The following is an 18127-nucleotide window of genomic DNA, read 5'->3' on the forward strand; positions in this document are numbered from 1 at the left end:
GCACGCGCATGTGATGCTGACCATGCGTTCGGTAGACGAGAACGGCTTCGGCGCCAAGGTGCGCGACTGGAACCGGGCAGAGCTGCTGCAGCACTGGCGCGAAGCCCTGGGCGAGCCATGTCAATCGTCGCCTAGCCGAACTCGATATCGATGCGGCGGTAGATCATCGCTCGCTCGAAGCCCAGGGGATCGACCTTGAGCCCCAGCACAAGATCGGGCCGGCGGCCTTGCGCATGGTCGCGCAAGGGCGGACAAGCGAGCGGCTCGAAGAGCATTGCGCGATCGCGCGCCGCAACGGGATGCGTATCATCGCCGATCCGGGCATCGCGCTCGATGCGATCACGCACACACAAGCGACCTTCACCAAACGCGACCTGCGGTGTTCATCCACCGACATAGCGACGGCAAGGACCAGTTCGACCAGTGCATGCACGCGGTGCGCGGCGCCGCCCGATCTCGTCGCCCTGGGCAAGGACGGCCGCGGCGAGGACCGGTTCACTCGCGCGCGATGATCGCAACCGAACACAGCCTCGAGCAGGCCGCGCAGACCCTCGCCGCACGCATGCGCCATCGCGTCCCGGCATCGGACGTCGAAAGGGGCGAAGCGTCAGCCGGGACGCGCGGCGTGTCGCTCGGTGCCGAGCAGCGTCGCGCCCTCATCCATATCACAGAAGGCGCCGATCTGTCGCTGGTGATCGGCTATGCGGGCACCGGCAAGTCGACGATGCTGGGCGTCGCGCGCGAAGCATGGGAGTTCGCGGGCTACCGCGTCCGCGGGGCAGCATTGTCGGGGATCGCCGCCGAGAATCTCGAAAGCGGCTCGGCTATCCCCGCGCGCACGATCGCGAGCCTGGAACATCAATGGCGGCAGGATCGCGATCTGCTCACTCCGCGCGACGTGCTCGTGATCGACGAGGCGGGAATGATCGGCGCACGCCAGATGGAACGGGTGATCAGTGAGGTCGAAAAGCGCGGCGCGAAACTGGTGCTGGTGGGCGACCCGCAGCAGCTCCAGGCGATCGAGGCGGGGGCGGCGTTTCGCGCGATCCATTCCGCCCAAGGCGGGGTCGAGATCACCGAGATTCGCCGCCAGCACCAGGGCTGGCAGCGCGACGCGACGCGTGCATTGGCGACCGGGCGTGTCGGCGAAGCCCTTGATGCCTATCGCGAGCACGGGGCCGTTCATGCCGCAGCCACGCGCGAGACAGCGCGCGCCAGGCTGATCGAGTGCTGGGACAGGGAGCGCAGCGCCCGGCCGCAGGCGAGCCGGATCATCCTCACCCACACCAATGACGAGGTGCGCCTGCTCAACGAGGCGGCGCGCGCGCGGCTGCGCGCGGCACGTCAGCTGCGCGATGAGGTCGAAATCGAGACGGCACGCGGCGAGCGTTCGTTCGCGCGCGGCGACCGGATCATGTTCCTGAGGAACGAACGCAGCCTGGGGGTCAAAAACGGGTCGCTCGGCCGGATCGCGCGCGTCGATGCGCTGCGGATGAGCGTGCTGCTCGACGATGGGCGCAGTGTCGCCTTCGACATCAAGGATTATGCCGATCTCGACCATGGCTATGCCGCGACCATCCACAAGGCTCAAGGGTTGACGGTGGACCGGGTGCATGTGCTCGCCACCCCTGGGCTCGATCGCCATGCGAGCTATGTCGCACTGTCGCGGCACCGCGACGGCGTTGAACTTCACTATGGCCGTGACGATTTTACCGATGAGCGAGCGCTCTTGCGCACGCTGTCGCGCGAGCGCTCCAAGGACATGGCGGGCGACTATGATCGCACCGATCCTGTGCGCGCCTTTGCCGAACGCCGTGGCATCGCCGCGCGGATCGCTGAACTTGTCCGCACGGCGCCTCATAGGGCGCGTCAGATGGTGGACAATCTTCGGGCACGACAGCGCGCGCCCGCGCCGCAGCCGAAGCGCGGTGCGCTCGCGCCAGGGCCCGACCCCCACCGCACGGTCGCGCGGCATGGCCGGATCGTCTCGGCGATCCTGTTCGCACAGAGCGTCGGCGATCCGGCATCGCCCGAGCAGCGCGCTGAGCTTCAGGCGAGCCGCGCTGAGATCGACAGGCTCGCTCCCCACGGTGCGCACGACCTGGAGGCGGCCTTTGCCGCGGACCGGGGGCTGATCCGCGACGCTGCGGGGGGACAAACCCAAAGGGCGATCCGCGCGATGCAGCTCGAAGCCGAGCTGCGCACCGATCCCAGGCTGCGCGCCGATATGTTCATCAATCGCTGGCAGGTGCTCGACCAGAAGCGCCAGCGGCTGCTTGGGCGTTATGAGGAGCGCGCCGCGAGCAGGGTCACCCAGACCATGGCGGAAATGGCCAAAAGCCTCGAGCGCGATCCGCAACTCGAATCGCTGCTGCGCGGGCGCCGACACCAGCTCGGGCTCTCCAACATCCCTGAGCGCAGCCTCGGCCAAAGCCTTGCCGATATGATCGGGTGGGGCAGGAGCCGGGGGCCGGGCATCGGAATGTGAGGAGCCGCGATGTCAGGGTGACGCTGTCCCGCGACAGCGCAGCGCAGCCTTGAGGCGTCGCGCAATTGCGTCATTTTTGAACGCGACGGCAGATGCGCACGCGGATCGCACCCTCGGAAAGTGGCGGATAACGGACATGCACGCGTGCGTAGGGTGTGTCTCAAATTTGCGGGCTCGATGCGCAGCATCGCAGCCACCTTTGCGCTATCTCGGATATCAAAATGCCTGGCGCCCCCAAAGAACGGGGCCAGCTGAAAGGACAGCGCGTTATCCTGTATGATGACAGTGCTCAGGTGGAATACCGGACCTGCCTGGGCCTGACCGTGTCTCGCCAGGCGCCTACATGCCTGGTTGGCTATTGTTTACATCGAGTTCGCCCGGACCGTGCTAGTGCAACCTCGTCCGGCTCCTGGGGTCGCGCCACAAGCCGGAATAGGTTGAGGTGCGCCCGCGGACCGGCCCCTTGGAGCATCGCGACAGAAAAATGGGCCTATTGATTTTGATCTCGATGTGCTCCTGATCACGACTATGCATCGCGCCGATCACCACGCACCATGATGACGCGATGACAGATCCATTGTCCCCCCGCCGCACCTTCGATCCGATGATCCCGCGCGTGCGCTGCGGGCGGCCGATTCCTGACACCGAGGACCTGGGCCTGACTGGCTTCCTTCTGCCTTTGGTCGAGGCGATATTGTCGGATGACGAGACGCCGCCGGCCTGCCCGCATTGCGGCCATGCGCGTACGCGCGTCATCCATCGGGCGCGCGTCATGGCTGACGGAATGCCGGGCTTTCGCTGCTCTGCGTGCCGTAGATATTTCAAGCGCGGCACGGGCACGCCGTTGGCCGGGCTCGCGCGCAAGGATCTGCTCGCCGGTTTTATCGGGCTGCTGTCGCAGCAAAAGCCCTATGCCCAGGCCGCCGATGAGCTGGGTGCGGATATCCAGCTTGTCAGACGCTGGACCATGCGCTTCAGGGCGTGGCTGCTTGAACTCGACCCTTCGGGGCAGTGGGAGGCCAGGGTCCGCCTTGGCATCGCACCACCGCTTGACGCGCTTGGCTGTCCGGCCTGCGGGGAGGTGGGCACGCTGGTCCATCATGGCTTTGGACGCAGGCGCAGAGCCGATGATCATGACCGGCGCCAGTTGCGTTGCACGGGCTGTCAGGCGTTCGTGCTGATACCCGAAGACGCGGACGCGGTGCGGAGCTATCCGGCCAGGCTGTACGGTCGCGGCAAGCGTCGCGCGGCCGAGGCGCGCCCGCGCCGTAAACGCATCGGCCCACTCGAAGGTGAGATGGTGGCGCGCGCCAACACCGGCGAGAGCTATCGTGAGATCGCGCGCGCGCTGGGGGTGAGCGAGGCGACGGTGAGCGCGGTGGTACGCCATCACCGTGCGGCTGCGCGCGGCGAGGCGGTGGCGCCGCGTCGTCCGCCGGGGCGGCAAGCGCAACATGTTCCCGATGCGGTGCTCGCCGACGTCCACGCCCGACGCCGGGCGGGTGAGACCTATGCCGCCATGGCCGCGGCGCATGGGATCAGCTACGCGATGGTCGTCAAAATACTGAAGCAGCCACCGCCCGATGCATGGTCCGGCCCGGTTCCGACGCTGTCATGATGGCGCATTGGGTCGCCAAGCGGCCGCCCCCCACCCCATGGCAAGAGCTGAGCGGACGGGCGCACCTCGATACAATTGAAGCAACACAAGAAGACCGGGTCCGTCTGGGACGGCGGCCCCGTTCCCCTGTATTGCGTTGAAAAGCACTCCGGTTTCGGAGAGGACTGCGGGTCTTTCTGGTGGTCGACGACTGCCGGCGCAAGCGCGTGCAGCTCGAAATTACCATTGTTTACGCTGGGTTCGCCGCACCCTGTGATAGCGACTTTTGGCGCATTGCGGCGGTTTGGTGGCATTCGGCCATCCCGGTCGCACCGATGGGCGGATCGAGGTGGCGTGTGCTTGCAGGCAGAGTGGATCGGGCGGCTGAGGCACGGCGTGGAGCGACGCTCGCCCTGTCGCCGGTAAGCCGCAGCGCTTTGGCGCTGGCGCTCGTTGCGGTGCCCGTCAGTGCACAGCAATCCGCTCAATCGGCCCCGCCCCACGGGGCCGCTGTGCGCATTGTACCCGAGGCTGGTCCCAATGCGCCGCGGATGGATGTCGCGGGCAATGGCACGCCGATCGTGAGGATCGCGACGCCCTCGGCCAGGGGGGTGAGCCACAATCGCTATACGGACTTCAACGTCGACGATCGCAACCTCATCCTCAACAATAGCGACAAGATCACACAGACCCGGCTGGGTGGCTGGATCGACGGCAACAAGAGCCTCAAGGCCACCGGCCCCGCCACGCTGATCCTGAACGAGGTTGTCGGCGCCAATCCGTCCAGCCTTGCCGGCACTATCGAGATTGCGGGTGCGCCAGCGCAACTGGTGATCGCCAATCCATACGGGATCTCGTGCTCTGGATGCGGCTTTGTCAATGCGCCTGCCGTCACCCTGGCGGCGGGGCGTCCCAAAATGGACAGCGCGGGCGGCCTGGGCGGCTTCAGCATCGCGGACGGCGCGATCGACATTGGCGGCCAGGGCCTTGATGCCTCGGGCGCGCGGCTCGACCTGTTCGCGCGCGCGATTGCGGTCAATGCGGGCGTCTGGGCGGATGCGATCCATGTCGCCGCGGGCGCCGCCGAGCTGGCGACGGCGGATGGTAGCATCATCGTGACCGCGCCTGGAACGCCAGCCCAGCCAGCGCCGTGCTTCGCGCTCGATGTGGCGGCGCTCGGCGGCATGTACGCGGGTGCGATCCAGTTGATCGGCACCGAGGCGGGGCTCGGGGTCAATGTCGCGGGCGATCTGGCGTCGCTCGAGCGCGGCTTCAGCCTCGATGTGAACGGCAAGCTGACGCTGTCGGGCCGGATCACGAGCGGGGGCACGATCGACATCAAGGCGCAAGAGGCCGAGGTCACGGGGGCCGCCTATGCCGACGGACCGCTGGGGCTTGCAGTGCGCGGTGCTCTCACCGGCGACGGCATCATCGCGAGCGGGAGCAATCTTGCGGTGAGCGCGGGCACGATCGACCATGCTGGCGCGCTTGCGGCCGGGCTCGCGCGCGACGGCACGCTGACGCGCACGGGCAATCTGGCGATCCGCGCGACCGACAGCATGATGCTGTCGGGCCAGGCGCTCGCCACCGGCGCGGTCGGGATCTCGGGTCGCGAGATCGCGCTTGCCGGGCTGGTCCAGGGCAGCGATGTACGTCTGGCTGCGGTCGATGCGCTCGATATCGCCGCGGCGGGCCGGGTGGTCGCGGCAGGCGCGCTCGAGGCGGACGCTGCGACGCTCGTCAACCGCGGAATCCTGTCGGGTGGCAATGTGGGGCTGCGTTTCGGGCGTTTTGAGAACATTGGAGGCACGGTCGATGCGCGCGCGACGCTCGACCTGTCGGGTGACTGGATCAGCCTTCGGGACAGCGTGATCCAGTCGCACGGTGCGGCGAGGATCGCGGCTGCCGGAGTGGCAAGCATCGGCGGCGCGATCCTCGCCCTTGGTTCTGATGGCTTTGAGATCGACACAAGCGGCGCGGTCAGCGCCGCCGATACGGTTATAGGATCCAACGGAGCGCTCGGCCTGCGCGCGGGATCCTTGCTGCTGAGCGGCGCCGATGGCCAATTGACCGCGGCCGGACCGCTCGGCGTCGCTGCGGTGGATACGCTGAGCGTTGCAGGCGGCGCGCGGATCGCGGGCAGTTCGGGACTAAGTTTGAGCGGCGCATCGGTCTCGGTGGAGGGCGGTGTCGTCGAGACCGCGGGGGCACTCGCGCTCGATGCGGACACGCTGGTCATCGGCGCTGCGGGCAGCATCAAGGGCGCCACGTTCGCGGTGGCGACGGGCGAGCTCGTCAATGACGGACTGCTGGCCGCGTTTGGCGCCGATGGCGCATCAGCGCTCGCGGTAACGCGAACGATCGACAATCGCGGCGAGATCGTCGTCAACAACGCCGCGTTCGACCTGTCGGCATCGACGCTGAGCAACGCGGGCACCATCGCGCATGCCGGCAGCGGCGCGCTGACGGTCGACGCGGACAGCCTCGCCAACACCGAAGGCGCCACGCTCGCGGGCAATGGCGCGCTCGCTGTCAGCGTAAGCGGGCTTGCCAATGCCGGTGACATCAGCGCGGCGGGCGACGCGCGTTTTGCGGTGTCGGGCTCGGTGTCCAGCACGGGCCTCATCGCGAGCGGCAACGGGCTGTCGCTGACGGCGGCGCAACTCACCAATGCCGGGTCGATCGAGGCGGGCGCAGCGCTCGACCTGCGCGCTGCGAGCGTCGTCAATCGCGGATCGATCCTGGCGACGGCTGGCGACACGCTGACGCTCGCCGCTGACGCATCGCTCGATGGAGCGAGCAGCAGCGCGCCCGTGGGTGCGGGCGTGTTGTCTCTCGCTGGTGGCATCATTGGCGGCAATGGCGCGGTCAAGATCACGGGCGCGAGCGTCGATCTGTCCAATGCGACGACCACCGCGCTCGGCACGCTCGAGATTGTAGCGACCGCAGGCGACCTCCGCCTGGCGGGTCCCGACACGCTGGCGGCTTCGTCGGGCAACCTGTCGCTGGCGGCGACGGGCACGATCGATGCGACCGAAGCAAGCCTCCAGACCGATGCCCTTGCTGCGATCGCCGCCGACCGCTTCGTGCTCGACGGCGGGCTGCTCCAGGCCGACGCCTTTGCGCTGGATGCCGGCACATTGTCGCTCAAGCGCGCCAGGTTGAGGCAGACGGGCAGCCAGGATTTTGTGCTGACCAGCAGCGGCAGCGTCGATTATTCGGGGGGCGAGATCTACGCCGCGGGCGCCAGTTTCACGCTCCATGCCGCCGAGATCCTCAATCTGGGCGGCGCGATCCTCCACGGCGGGACCGGGCGCCTCGATATCGCGGCCGCGGGGCTCCTCGACAACAGCGCTGGCGTCATCGGCACCAACGGATCGCTGGCGCTGGCCGCCGAGCGGCTTGTCAATGCCGGTGGCGAAATCACCGCGGCGGGCGCCGCGCACGTCGCCATCGCAAATGCCCTGAGCAACGACACCGGCCTTCTGGCGAGCGGCGACGCGCTGACATTGCGCGCCGGCGCCGTCTCGAACGCTTCGGGCCGGATCGAAAGCGCGGGCGACATGACGCTCGATGTCGCGAGCCTTATGGGCGGCAGTCTTTTGGCGGTGGCGCATGAGGGGATCAGCCTCAGCCTCACCGCGCAAGGGGCGATAGAGGCGGTGGACGTATTGGGCTCTTCCGGCACCGCAACCCTGTCCGCCGCCTCTATCAGCCTCGCGCCCGGCGGTCGGCTGACCGCGGGCGGACATCTGGCCGCGAACGCGACCGCGGGCGATATCGTGCTGGCGGGCGGCGTCCTCGATGCATCCTCGATGTCCCTGAATGCTGCTTCCGGTTCGCTCCGTACCGGAAGCGGCGGGCTGATCGCGTCCCCCGGCGCGATCAGCCTCAAGGCGCAGGCGATCGATCTGTCGGGGGGCGTGCTCCAGGGCGCGAGCCTCGATCTTGGGGGCGGTTCGCTGATCAATACAGGCGGCCGCATCCAAACCCCGGGCACAGCGACATTCGCCTTCACCGGCACGATCGACAATAGCGGCGGCGACATCCGCGCTGACAGCCTCACCATCGCCGCGGCCAGCCTCGTCAATGCACGGGGGACAATCGGCTCGGCTGGCACTGGGGTGTTTGCTCTCAACCTTGCTGAAGTGCCCGCAGGTGCACCCATGGGTATGGGTGTGCCTGCGGGTACTCTCGACAACAGCGCCGGCGTGCTTGCGAGCAATGGCGCGCTCGATCTTGCGGCGGGGTCCCTGGTCAATGCGGGGGGTCGCATCGAGACGCTGGGCGGTGGCAGGCTCGGCCTGGTCGAGGATTTCGACAATCGCAGCGGCGCGCTGCTGTCCAATGGCGCTCTCGCGATCACCGCCGCCAGGCTGTTCAATGATGCAGGGACGATCGACAGTCTCGCGGGCCTTGACGTCACCGTCTCGGGCATTCTCGACAATGGCGCGGGCACGATAGTGTCGCGCGCGGGCGCCAGTGCGCCCGCTGGTTCCGGGCTTGACCTCCGCGCGACGAACGGGCTGACCAATGCGGCAGGCGGGACGATCGCGTCTTCGGGCGCCTTCACCCTCGCCACGCAGATCCTCGACAATCAGGGCGCGCTGTTTGCCGACGCGCTGAGCATCGACGCCGGCCAGATCTCCAATGGCGGCAGCCTCTCGGGCCGCACGCTCGATCTGCTGGCCGCGGTGCGCATCGACAATAACGGCGCGATCGAAGGCGACGCGCTTTCGATCGAGGCCGGCCAGACGATCGCCAATAACGGCAAGATCGCAGCGGGCGTCGATGGACTTGCACTCGTGACCGAGACGCTCGCCAATCAAGGCGAGCTGGGGGCTGCGGGCACGGTTGCGCTCACCGCCTTCGGCATCGCCAACAGCGGCACGATCGCGTCCGGCAGCGACCTGACCATCGACGCGCAAACCCTCACCAACGCCGCCTCAGGCACGCTCTGGGCCGCGCGCGACGGCAGGCTCACGCTTGGCGAGACGCTGACCAATCGCGGCAGCCTTGGTGCTGCCCATGCGCTGTCGATCGTCGCCACCGACCTCGACAACGGTGCTGGAGCAGATGCCGGCACGATCGCGGCGGGAACCAGCCTGCACCTCGATGTCGGCACCGCGCGGCTGGGCAAGCTGGTCTCGGGCGGCGATCTCGGTTTTGCGCTTGGCGGAGACTGGAGCCTTGGCGAAGGCGAGAGCCTGTCGGCTGCGGGCACGCTCAGCCTCGACATCGGCGGAAACGCCCTCAATCAGGGCCGGCTCGAGGGCGGGCTCGGGGTCAGCATCAGCGCGGGCGGCGATCTCACCAACGCCGCCACCGGCGCGATCGAAGGCGGTGTCGTCGATCTCGCCGCGGGCAATGCCATCGTCAATCTCGGGCTGATCAACGGCGGCGAGGTGACGCTCGCCGCCGATCGTATCGAGAACCGCGCGGCGATCTTCGGCGACACGGTCTCGGTCACGGGCAGGAGCGGCATCCTCAACAGCGGCGCGCAGGCGGTGATCGCGGCGCGCGGCGACCTGCTCGATCTCAGATCCGATGGCACGATCGCCAATCTCGACCGCGCGCTCCTCTACAGCCTTGGGCATATCAGCATCGGCGGCGCCACCGGCGCGCGCGCCGCCTCGCTCACCAACGGCTCTTCGACGATCGAAGCACAGGGTTCGATCAGTCTCGCCGCCGACACCATCGTCAACGAGCGCACCCGCTTTGCATTCGGCACGGTCACCCAGGAAGACGTGCGCGTGCCCGTCGACAGGAGCAAGATCGATGTCGCGCCGGGCTCGACCTTGATGGGCGTGCGTGGCGTCGCCGACATCACCGAGACCGCGCTCATCGAGGATAGCGGCGAGGCGCGGATCATTGCAGGCGGCGATATCGTGGCTGTCGGCAACAGCCTTGCCAACCGCTACTCGACGATCGCCGCGGGCGGCAATTTCGTGTTCAACGGCGGTTCGATTGCGAGCACGCAGGCGAGCGGCGCGGCCGGTGGCTTCATCAACGAGGCACTCACGGGTACGCGCACCTCGGTGACCACGATCAAGGGCGAGGTCAAGTCCTGCGGTGCCGGGGCGTGCGACACGAGCTCGTTCGAAGACGGCCCCGTCACCACCACCGAGACCATCGTGGTCGCCCCGGGCGTGGTCTCGGCGGGCGGCACGGTCGCGATCACCGCCCCCACCATCGCCAATGTCGTGACGGGCAGCGGCGGCGATGCCAATGGCTATGCGCGCAGCGTCTCGGGCGCGGCGACGGGCGCGGTCGGGACAGGCGCCGGCGCGCAAGCGGTTGCGGGTGGAGATGCAGGCGCCGTCTCGGGCGGTCTGGCGACCGATACGGTGACCGGGGTCGCGGGCGTCGATCTTTCGGGCGCCGCGCTCACCGTCACCGGCGGCCAGTTCGCGCTGGCAGGCGTCGTCACGGGCCCGGGCACGCTCGCCGGGCTCAAGGCCGAGATCATCGGCGGCGCACCCGTGCTGTTCCTCGATCTGTCGGGTCTGTTCCGTTTCGCCGATCCGTCGGCGCATTATCTGGTCGAGACCGATCCCCGCTTCACCAATTATGGCAGCTTCCTGTCGAGCGACTATTTCCTCAACGCGCTCGGCTATGATCCCAGGCGCACGCAGAAGCGGCTGGGCGACGCGCTCTACGAGCAGAAGCTCATCACCGACCAACTCGTCGCCCAGGCCGGCATCGGGCGGCTCGCAGGCTATGCCAATAATGAAGAGCAGTACCGCGCGCTGATGGACAATGGCGTGCTCTACGCCAGGAGGTTCAACCTCGCGCCCGGTATCGGCCTGAGCGCGGAGCAGATGGCGACCTTGACCAGCGACATCGTGCTGCTGGTCGAGGTGACCGTCCAGACGCCATCGGGTCCACAAAAGGTGCTGGCGCCCAGGCTCTATCTGGCGAGCGTCGGAACGCGCGACCTGACCAGCGGCGGCGCGGTGATCACTGGCACCAATGTCGCGCTGCGCGCGCCCGACGCGCTCGTCAATTCAGGGCTCATCCGCGCTACGCAAGCAAGCGACATCACCGGCGGCGACATCTTCAATGCCGGGCGCCTCGAGCTGGGCGGCGTTGGCAGCGTCCATGCGACGAACGATCTCATCAATCGCGGCGGCACGATCACCGGCGGCAATCTCACGCTGTCAGCAGACCGCGACCTGAGGCTCGAGAATGCGACCCAGACGACACGCACCGCGACCGCCTGGCGCGACGACCGCAGGCATTACGGCAGCGCGACCGAGACCAGTGTCACCAGCATCGCGGGGCATGTGACGACGACCGGCGATTTGTCGATGTCCTCTGGCCGCAGGCTTGCCGTCACCGGCACCGATATCACTGTCGGCGGCAATCTGGCCGCCCGGGGTGAGGACGGCATCAGCATAACCTCCGCCATCGACAGCGTGAGCAGCACACGCGAAGGGCGCGACGGCAAGACGCGCTTCAGCGAGAGCGCGTCGAGCACAACCAACCGCCTGTCCACCATCACCGTCGGCGGCGATGCCAGCTTTACAACGCCGGGGGCATTCTCGGTCAAGGGCGCCGAGATCGATGCCCGGGGCGCGCTCAACGTCGACGCGGGCAGCATCGCGCTCGAGGGCGTGACCGACCGCGCGAGCGTCACCGTCGACACGCTCAGGAAGACTTCGGGACTGCTCTCCTCGAAGAAGACCACGACGCATTACGAGGCAAGCGACGAGGCGGTGGTCGCATCCACCCTGTCGGGAGACACCGTCGATCTGCACGGCCGCGACGGCGTGCGCGTGCTCAGCGGCAATGTGGTGGGCACGAGCGATGTGCGGGTCGCGAGCGACCAGGGCGATGTCACGATCGGCGCGCTCGCCGAGCATGATCACCAGGCCTCGAGCGTGAAGGTCAAGCAGTCGGGGGTCAGCATTAGCGGCGGCGGACTGTTCGCGGGGGTCGCCAGGAGCCGCCAGGACGAGACCGTCGACAGCACAACCCATGTCGGCTCGCTGATCGGCTCGGCCACCGGCGACGTCACGCTCGCGGCGCCCCGGGGGACGGTGCGGGTGACCGGCAGCGACGTGGTCGCGCCCGAGGGCGGCGTCACCATCGACGCGCAATCGGTCACGATCGAGCATGCCACCGATACCGTGGATACCACGTCCCTGAGCCAGTCCTCCTCGTTCGGACTGTCGGTCAAGCTCTATGAGAATGTCTCGGGTGCGGTGAAGAGCGTGACGGGGCTGCCCGGGCGGATTGGCGATGGCGCCGCGGGCGGTGCGGCGCAGACCGGCGTGACCGCGGTCTCCGAGACGCTGCGCACGGTCGACAGCGTGCTGGGCGCGGTCACCAACGCCGCGGGCATCTCTGCCAATCTCGGCTTCTCGAAGAGCAAATCGACGAGTGAGAGCCATGCAGAGCTTGTCTCGGGCTCGACGGTCGCGGCGCGCGAGGTGAACGTTGTTGCCAACGGGTCCGCCGCTGGAGCGCCCGCGGGGTCGGGCGCGTCCGCGGGGACCCTGACGGTCACCGGCTCGGATATCACCGCGACCGACGACATGCTGCTCGATGCGAACGAGATCGTGCTGCAATCCGCTCAGAACAGCTTCGAGAGCAGCTCGAAGAGCCAGAGTTCGGGCGCATCTCTCGGTGTGACGATCGGCGTCAGCCTGGCTGGAACGCCCACTGCCTCGGCTTCGGCAGGCTTCTCGGCAAGCCAGGGTCGGAGCCAATCGAGCGAGTCTAGCCAGATCAACACGCAGGTGAGTGCGGGCAAGACGCTCGCCATCCGCTCCGATGGCGATACCACGCTCAAGGGCGCGGTTGCCGAGGGCCGCGATGTCATCGCCGATGTCGGCGGCAACTTCACCATCGAGAGCGTGCAGGATGTGGCTTCGCGCAACAATTCGAGCTTGGGCATCAGCGCCGGCATCAGTTTCTCGCCCAAACCCGGCCAATCGGCGTTCGGCGCCAACGCCGGTCTCTCGCTGGGCGACGGGAAGGGCAATTCGGCGGTGGTCGCCGAACAGTCGGCGCTGATCGCACGCGAAGGCTCGGCCGATATTGATGTCGCTGGCACGACCACGCTCAAGGGTAGCTTGATCGCTGCGATCGACGAGGCCGGCAGGGACAGCGGGCAGCTGAGTCTTGAGACAGGCAGACTTGACGTCGGTAACATCGCTGATCGAGCCACCTCGCGCGATGCATCGATCGGCGTGTCGGCGAGCGTCAATGATCCCTTCAAGGGTGGATGGAAGGGCGCGAACACACCCGTGATCGATGGCAGCTATGCCAGCTCCATTTTCAAACAGGAGACCCGCGGCACGATCGGCCAGGGCGAGGTCACGATCGGCAATCCTGCCAGCAGCACCTCGCTCGACACCATAAACCGGGACATCGCGCAGTCGCAGGTGGTGACCAGGGACAGTCAGAGCGGCTTCACCGTCTATGCGAGCGAGGCCGCTGTCAGCGAAGTGGGTGCGCTGCTGTCCGCCAGGAAGGACAGCGTGATCGTCTCAACGGCCGATCAGCTAATCAAGGATCCACTCAAGGCGGTGAGGGGCGTCGCCGCCGAGATCCGCTCGCTGGGAGACGGCGCCAGCCAGAGTGGAGCAATCGAGACGCTGATCAGCGGGCTCGGGCAGCTGATCGGGGGGAAGCCGGCATATTCGGCAACCGACGTGAAGCTGCGCGCGCGTGAGTTGGCGGAGCAGCGTTATGACGCGGGGCTCAAGACGTTCGAAAAGGAAATGGGGCGCCCCGCCACGCCCGACGAACAAGCCTATTTGAAGCAGATCGCGGGCTATGTTGGTGGTGCACTCGCCGGAATTGAACGCACCGGCATGGACGATGTTGCAGCACTGTCAAAAGACGGGATACCGGGCTCAGGGCAAGGAGCGATCGGGCCGAATGGAGAATTGCTGGTCGACGCGGGAACGCTGTCCACCGGCGATCAGATCCTGAAAGCCACTGGCGAGGCAGGGCGCTGGATCGGGTCGATCGATCCCGACACGCGCGAGGCGGTCGAGAAGTCGCTCGATGTCGTGTTCGGGGGGCCCGTCAAGGCAGTTGCGGGCTGGACGATTGAATACGGGTTGCAGAAGACGCTCGAAGCTAATCCCGAACTCGCCAGGGAAATGAGCGCGCTGATCGATGAGGCAGGCGTTCACGTGATCGACACGCTCTCGGTCGAGGATGAGCAGGCCGTGCGCCAGGACAGCGCCATGCACAAGCAGGACGTCGCGAACGGCAAGGCGCAGATCACAGAGATCGGCGCGGTGTTCGAGGCTGCCACAACCATCCTCGGCGTCGATGTTCCCGGGCTCGGCAAGGGCAAGCTGGCAAAGCTCGATACGCCAAATACAGGAGCGGTCCGCTTTGGCCGTGTGCAGCCGCGCGACATCAACGAATCTCAATTCCTTGCCAACGCCGAGGTAACGTTCGGCAATAGCGCGACTTGGACTGGGGCTACGCGGCATCGCGGTGAACTGGTCATTCAGCGTTCGGACATAGAATTAAGTCCGCAAAACATCACTCGTATGAAAAATGGGCAAGCGCCATTTGTTCGAGGCGCGAACGGCGCATGGGAGCCTGTTCAGCTGCACCATGTCGGACGGGAGACGGGCCAAATGATCGAGGTGACGCGGTCGCAAAACCGGTACAATTCATCGACCGGTGGACCGTTGCATATTCCAGGGCTAGGTGGACCTGTACGCCAGTCTGGCTATTCGCAGTCATACTGGCAACAGCGGTATCAAGATTTCGTGAACGCTGGACATATAGCCCCCTTAGGAGAGCAGTAATGTCAACCGCGCGTGAATATTTTGAACGGCTATGTCGTTCAGGAGCAGTTTCTGGTCCTGTTGATGACGGGGTTATTGCACAGGCCGAAGCAGAACTAGATGTCCAGTTCCCTTCAGAATATCGTGATCTTTTAGAAAATTACGGTGCCGTACTAGCGGGAGGTGTCGAAGTCTATGGACTTCCACGCGCGGAGATCAATGACCCGCCCCTTTGGCAGAATGTCGTTTCTGTAACTAAGCAACTGCGCAAATGGGGGCAAGCTGGTTCTGATCGTGTAGACTTTGTTCCAATTTGCGACGACGGCGGCGGAGTTTATTTTTATCTCGACACATCAGTCTCTCCCAAAACTAGAATTTGCGCCGTTGGCCCAGGCGTAGACAAAGTCTTGACTACTACTGCGTTGTTTCAATTTTTCGTTGACCTTTCCGAAGGGAAGGTCGTTGTTTGAGGTATTGCGCCCCGACCTGGCGCGTCGCCTTTGAAGTGGCGATGGGGGCCTTTCTCAAGACCGCTGACAACGTCGACGGACACCTCAGCGATGCCGCTTTCAGTGCGGTCAACAGCAAGCGCGTCGATTTCCTGCTGATCGACGACCAAGGCTGGCCGCGCCTTGCTATCGAATATCATGGCTCGGGCCACAATCTGGATCCCAAGGCGGAAGGGCGGATGGCGGTGAAACGGCTGGCGCTCGAAAAGGCAAACATCCCGCTTGTAGAAGTCCCTGAAGGGACCGCAAAGCTGCAGATCATCCGCGCGATCAACACCACCCTTGACCACCCCTATGTGCCGAACTCGCAAGGAGTGAGCAAGCAGGGCCGCTGGATTTGCCCGACTGCGGAGAAGTAAACGGCAGTCTGTCGTCGAACCCGCGTCCGCGCCTGTCCCGGCAAGCCTGAGTAGACATGGCGCCGGCCAGAAGGACAGGCTTTTAGCTTCATCCCGGCTCGGCGCCTGCGCGATCGGGGTCTGCGCGTGCCGCTACGAAACTGATCAGGCCGCATTGCTTGGCGACTCAGATTGCCATCCTCAATGAGCTATAACACACTGCGTCCGCCGGCCCGGGGCCTGCAGAGTCACAATGGATCAGTTTAGAAATTTCAAATCGGCTCAAAAAATCCGCATCTAGCGTTGGTATTTACGATGGCACCAAAACATTCTGTGTCCAATATACAACATATATATCAATATGTTGATAGATATTCGCGATTCCCGTAGGGGTCACCATCTCCGCCGATTTCGGCGCAGAGTTCCTCCTTTCAGCCATTCTTTACCTGCTTGCTGGTGCAGCGGAGCAAAGAATGGCGCGCATGGTGCAACCCTGGAAATTCCCACGACTGGCGAATGTCAGCCGATCTTGAATGGCGGTCGGGGGACGGCGGGACAAGCTTGCCGTCGAAGGCCCGCCATTTCACCGCTCTCGACCAAGGCTTCGTAGCGGCGAGAGATGCAGTCGCTCCATTCGGTATGGCCCTGGCCGGGTGCAAGGAGCACGGCACCGTTGGAGAACCCTAGGGCCGCATGATCTGTGAACCAGACGGGCGAGCCGCCATCGTTTTCGCCCGTGACGAACAACGATGGCACATTCGACCGAACGGGCTGGCGGTAGCCGGACGGCAGAGGCGACGAAGGCCAGGAACGACATGCGGCCTGTTGCTGCCGGACCCGATAGTCGCCAAGGAAACCGGCCGCGCCGGATTGATCTCGCTTTTGCGGTAGAAATCGCACGTCTTCGTTGCAGGTGATGGCGAAGAACGAACCGAAACTGAGGTCGGGATGCGCGCTCGCGAGAACGCCATCCACGATTGGCTGCCAATCGCCGCCGTACGCGCGGTGGATTGCCCATGGCAGTTCGGCCGCGCTCGACGGACGATATAGCCTCGACCGGACCCACGCCGCGACGGGTCCGCGATGAAGGACGTGGCGGCCGGGTCGCCCCGGAAGCGAAACACGCACTTCGCCCCGATCCAGCCGACCAAGCAGCGAGGCGAACTCCCCCCGCAGTGCCGGATAGGCCCTTGCGCACGCCGCATTTTCGGCACAGACCGCGAACAGCCGCTCCAGTTCGCCGTCCGCCGTAGCCGCCATTGTGGCCGGCGTCGCGATGTCGATAGGTATGACCGATCCGAGATAGGCCGTGCGGACATTTTCGGGATACTCCCGCAGGTAGACCTGCAACGCTCTCGTCCCGTAGGATCCGCCGAACAGGTTGAGCTTCCCATAGCCCAGTGCGCGGCGCACCTGTTCCACGTCCCTAGCGAAGTTCGGATACCCATATTGCGTCAAGTCCGCCTGGGAGCGCAGATTCTTGACGCATTGCGCCACGGCCGTCGTTGGAAAGATGTCGGCAAGTAGCGGCAGAACATCGCCGTTTGGCACCAGTTCGCAAGGCAGCGCCGCGGAGCGGCCTGTGCCGCGCTGATCGATCAGCAGCAAGTCGCGATCGTCGAGAAGCCGACCCAACCTGCGATCGTGAACCGCCGCCGCATCGATCGCGCTTTCGCCTGGTCCGCCCATCAACACGACAATGGGATCCGGCAGGGCTCGGCCATTGCGGGCCGGCAATATGGCCACGGCCACCGCGATTTGCCGTGCGTGCGGTTTCCCCGGATGTTCCGGGAGCGAAATCGATCCGCACTGCGCCGCACGGGCGATATCCGGCAGCGAGCACGCTTTCAATGCTATCGCTTGAGCGGCGTGTTGGGGCGATGTGACGGGTTCTTCACTGGAGGCTTGAGTCCGCCAGCCAAGCAGGAACGAAGCCGCTACGATGACGACAAGCAACTTGCTTGTTTGGCGCATCTCGCTTGTCCTCAGAAATCTGCAGTTTACGAGGTAGTCCTGCGCGAACGCGGCATTTTTATCATCCAAACCGCAGAACGGCTACGTCCGGGTCCGACGAGCTCACTGCACGTCAGAGCCCCTTCCATGTGCTTGCCGCGGCCGCATTCGCCGGGCTCCGGAAGCGTCTGCCACGGGAAGCGGTTGATCAGCCCGGGTGACGGAACAGGTCGAAAGCCTCCGCGCCAACCCACCCGTTGACATAGTTCAGATAGAATAGTCCGAACAGCACCGCCGAGAGCGCGGTGGTCCACAGCGCGACTCGCGCCGGACGAAAATTGGCAGGCGCACTGTCGGCCTGACCGGGTGTCTTGGGAATGCCTGCCTCATCATGCGTCTTCACGCCGAAGGGCAGCACGAGGAAGGCGGTCATCACCCAGAACAGCAGATAGATGGCAAGCGCCGAGGTCCACTTCATG

General features: G+C 65.7%; 6 protein-coding genes and 1 pseudogene. 5 read left to right on the plus strand and 2 right to left on the minus strand.

The window, feature by feature from the left end; genetic code table 11:
• The 5 genes and pseudogenes from traA to D3876_RS15300 form a co-directional block, all read left to right on the plus strand.
• A pseudogene (gene traA / locus D3876_RS15280) lies at window positions 1–2488 on the plus strand (Ti-type conjugative transfer relaxase TraA); the annotation flags it as partial.
• A gap of 565 nt (window positions 2489–3053) precedes the next feature.
• Complete coding sequence (locus tag D3876_RS15285) at window positions 3054–4106, plus strand: DUF746 domain-containing protein (RefSeq protein ID WP_119759473.1); 1053 nt, start codon at window positions 3054–3056, stop codon at window positions 4104–4106.
• A 350-nt stretch (window positions 4107–4456) separates the two neighbouring features.
• Complete coding sequence (locus tag D3876_RS15290; RefSeq protein WP_182912034.1) at window positions 4457–14869, plus strand: two-partner secretion domain-containing protein; 10413 nt, start codon at window positions 4457–4459, stop codon at window positions 14867–14869.
• The gene (locus D3876_RS15295; RefSeq protein WP_119763947.1) at window positions 14869–15318 is read left to right on the plus strand and encodes an SMI1/KNR4 family protein; all 450 of its coding nucleotides are present in this window, start codon (window positions 14869–14871) and stop codon (window positions 15316–15318) included. Before D3876_RS15290 ends, D3876_RS15295 begins: the two co-directional genes overlap by 1 nt.
• Window positions 15315–15716, plus strand: a complete 402-nt coding sequence (locus tag D3876_RS15300; protein WP_147417669.1) for a DUF2726 domain-containing protein — start codon at window positions 15315–15317, stop codon at window positions 15714–15716. The genes D3876_RS15295 and D3876_RS15300 overlap by 4 nt, the downstream gene beginning before the upstream one ends.
• A 498-nt stretch (window positions 15717–16214) precedes the next feature.
• Here the strand turns inward: D3876_RS15300 and D3876_RS15305 are convergent, their stop codons facing one another.
• Window positions 16215–17738: an alpha/beta fold hydrolase gene (locus D3876_RS15305; RefSeq protein ID WP_147417670.1), complete on the minus strand. Its 1524-nt coding sequence runs from the start codon at window positions 17736–17738 to the stop codon at window positions 16215–16217.
• 118 nt (window positions 17739–17856) lie between these two features.
• The gene (locus D3876_RS15310) at window positions 17857–18126 is read right to left on the minus strand and encodes a DUF1467 family protein (RefSeq protein ID WP_119763953.1); all 270 of its coding nucleotides are present in this window, start codon (window positions 18124–18126) and stop codon (window positions 17857–17859) included.
• Between the last annotated feature and the right edge of the window lies 1 nt (window position 18127).

This window comes from Sphingomonas cavernae, from assembly GCF_003590775.1.
GTDB lineage: Bacteria > Pseudomonadota > Alphaproteobacteria > Sphingomonadales > Sphingomonadaceae > Sphingobium_A > Sphingobium_A cavernae.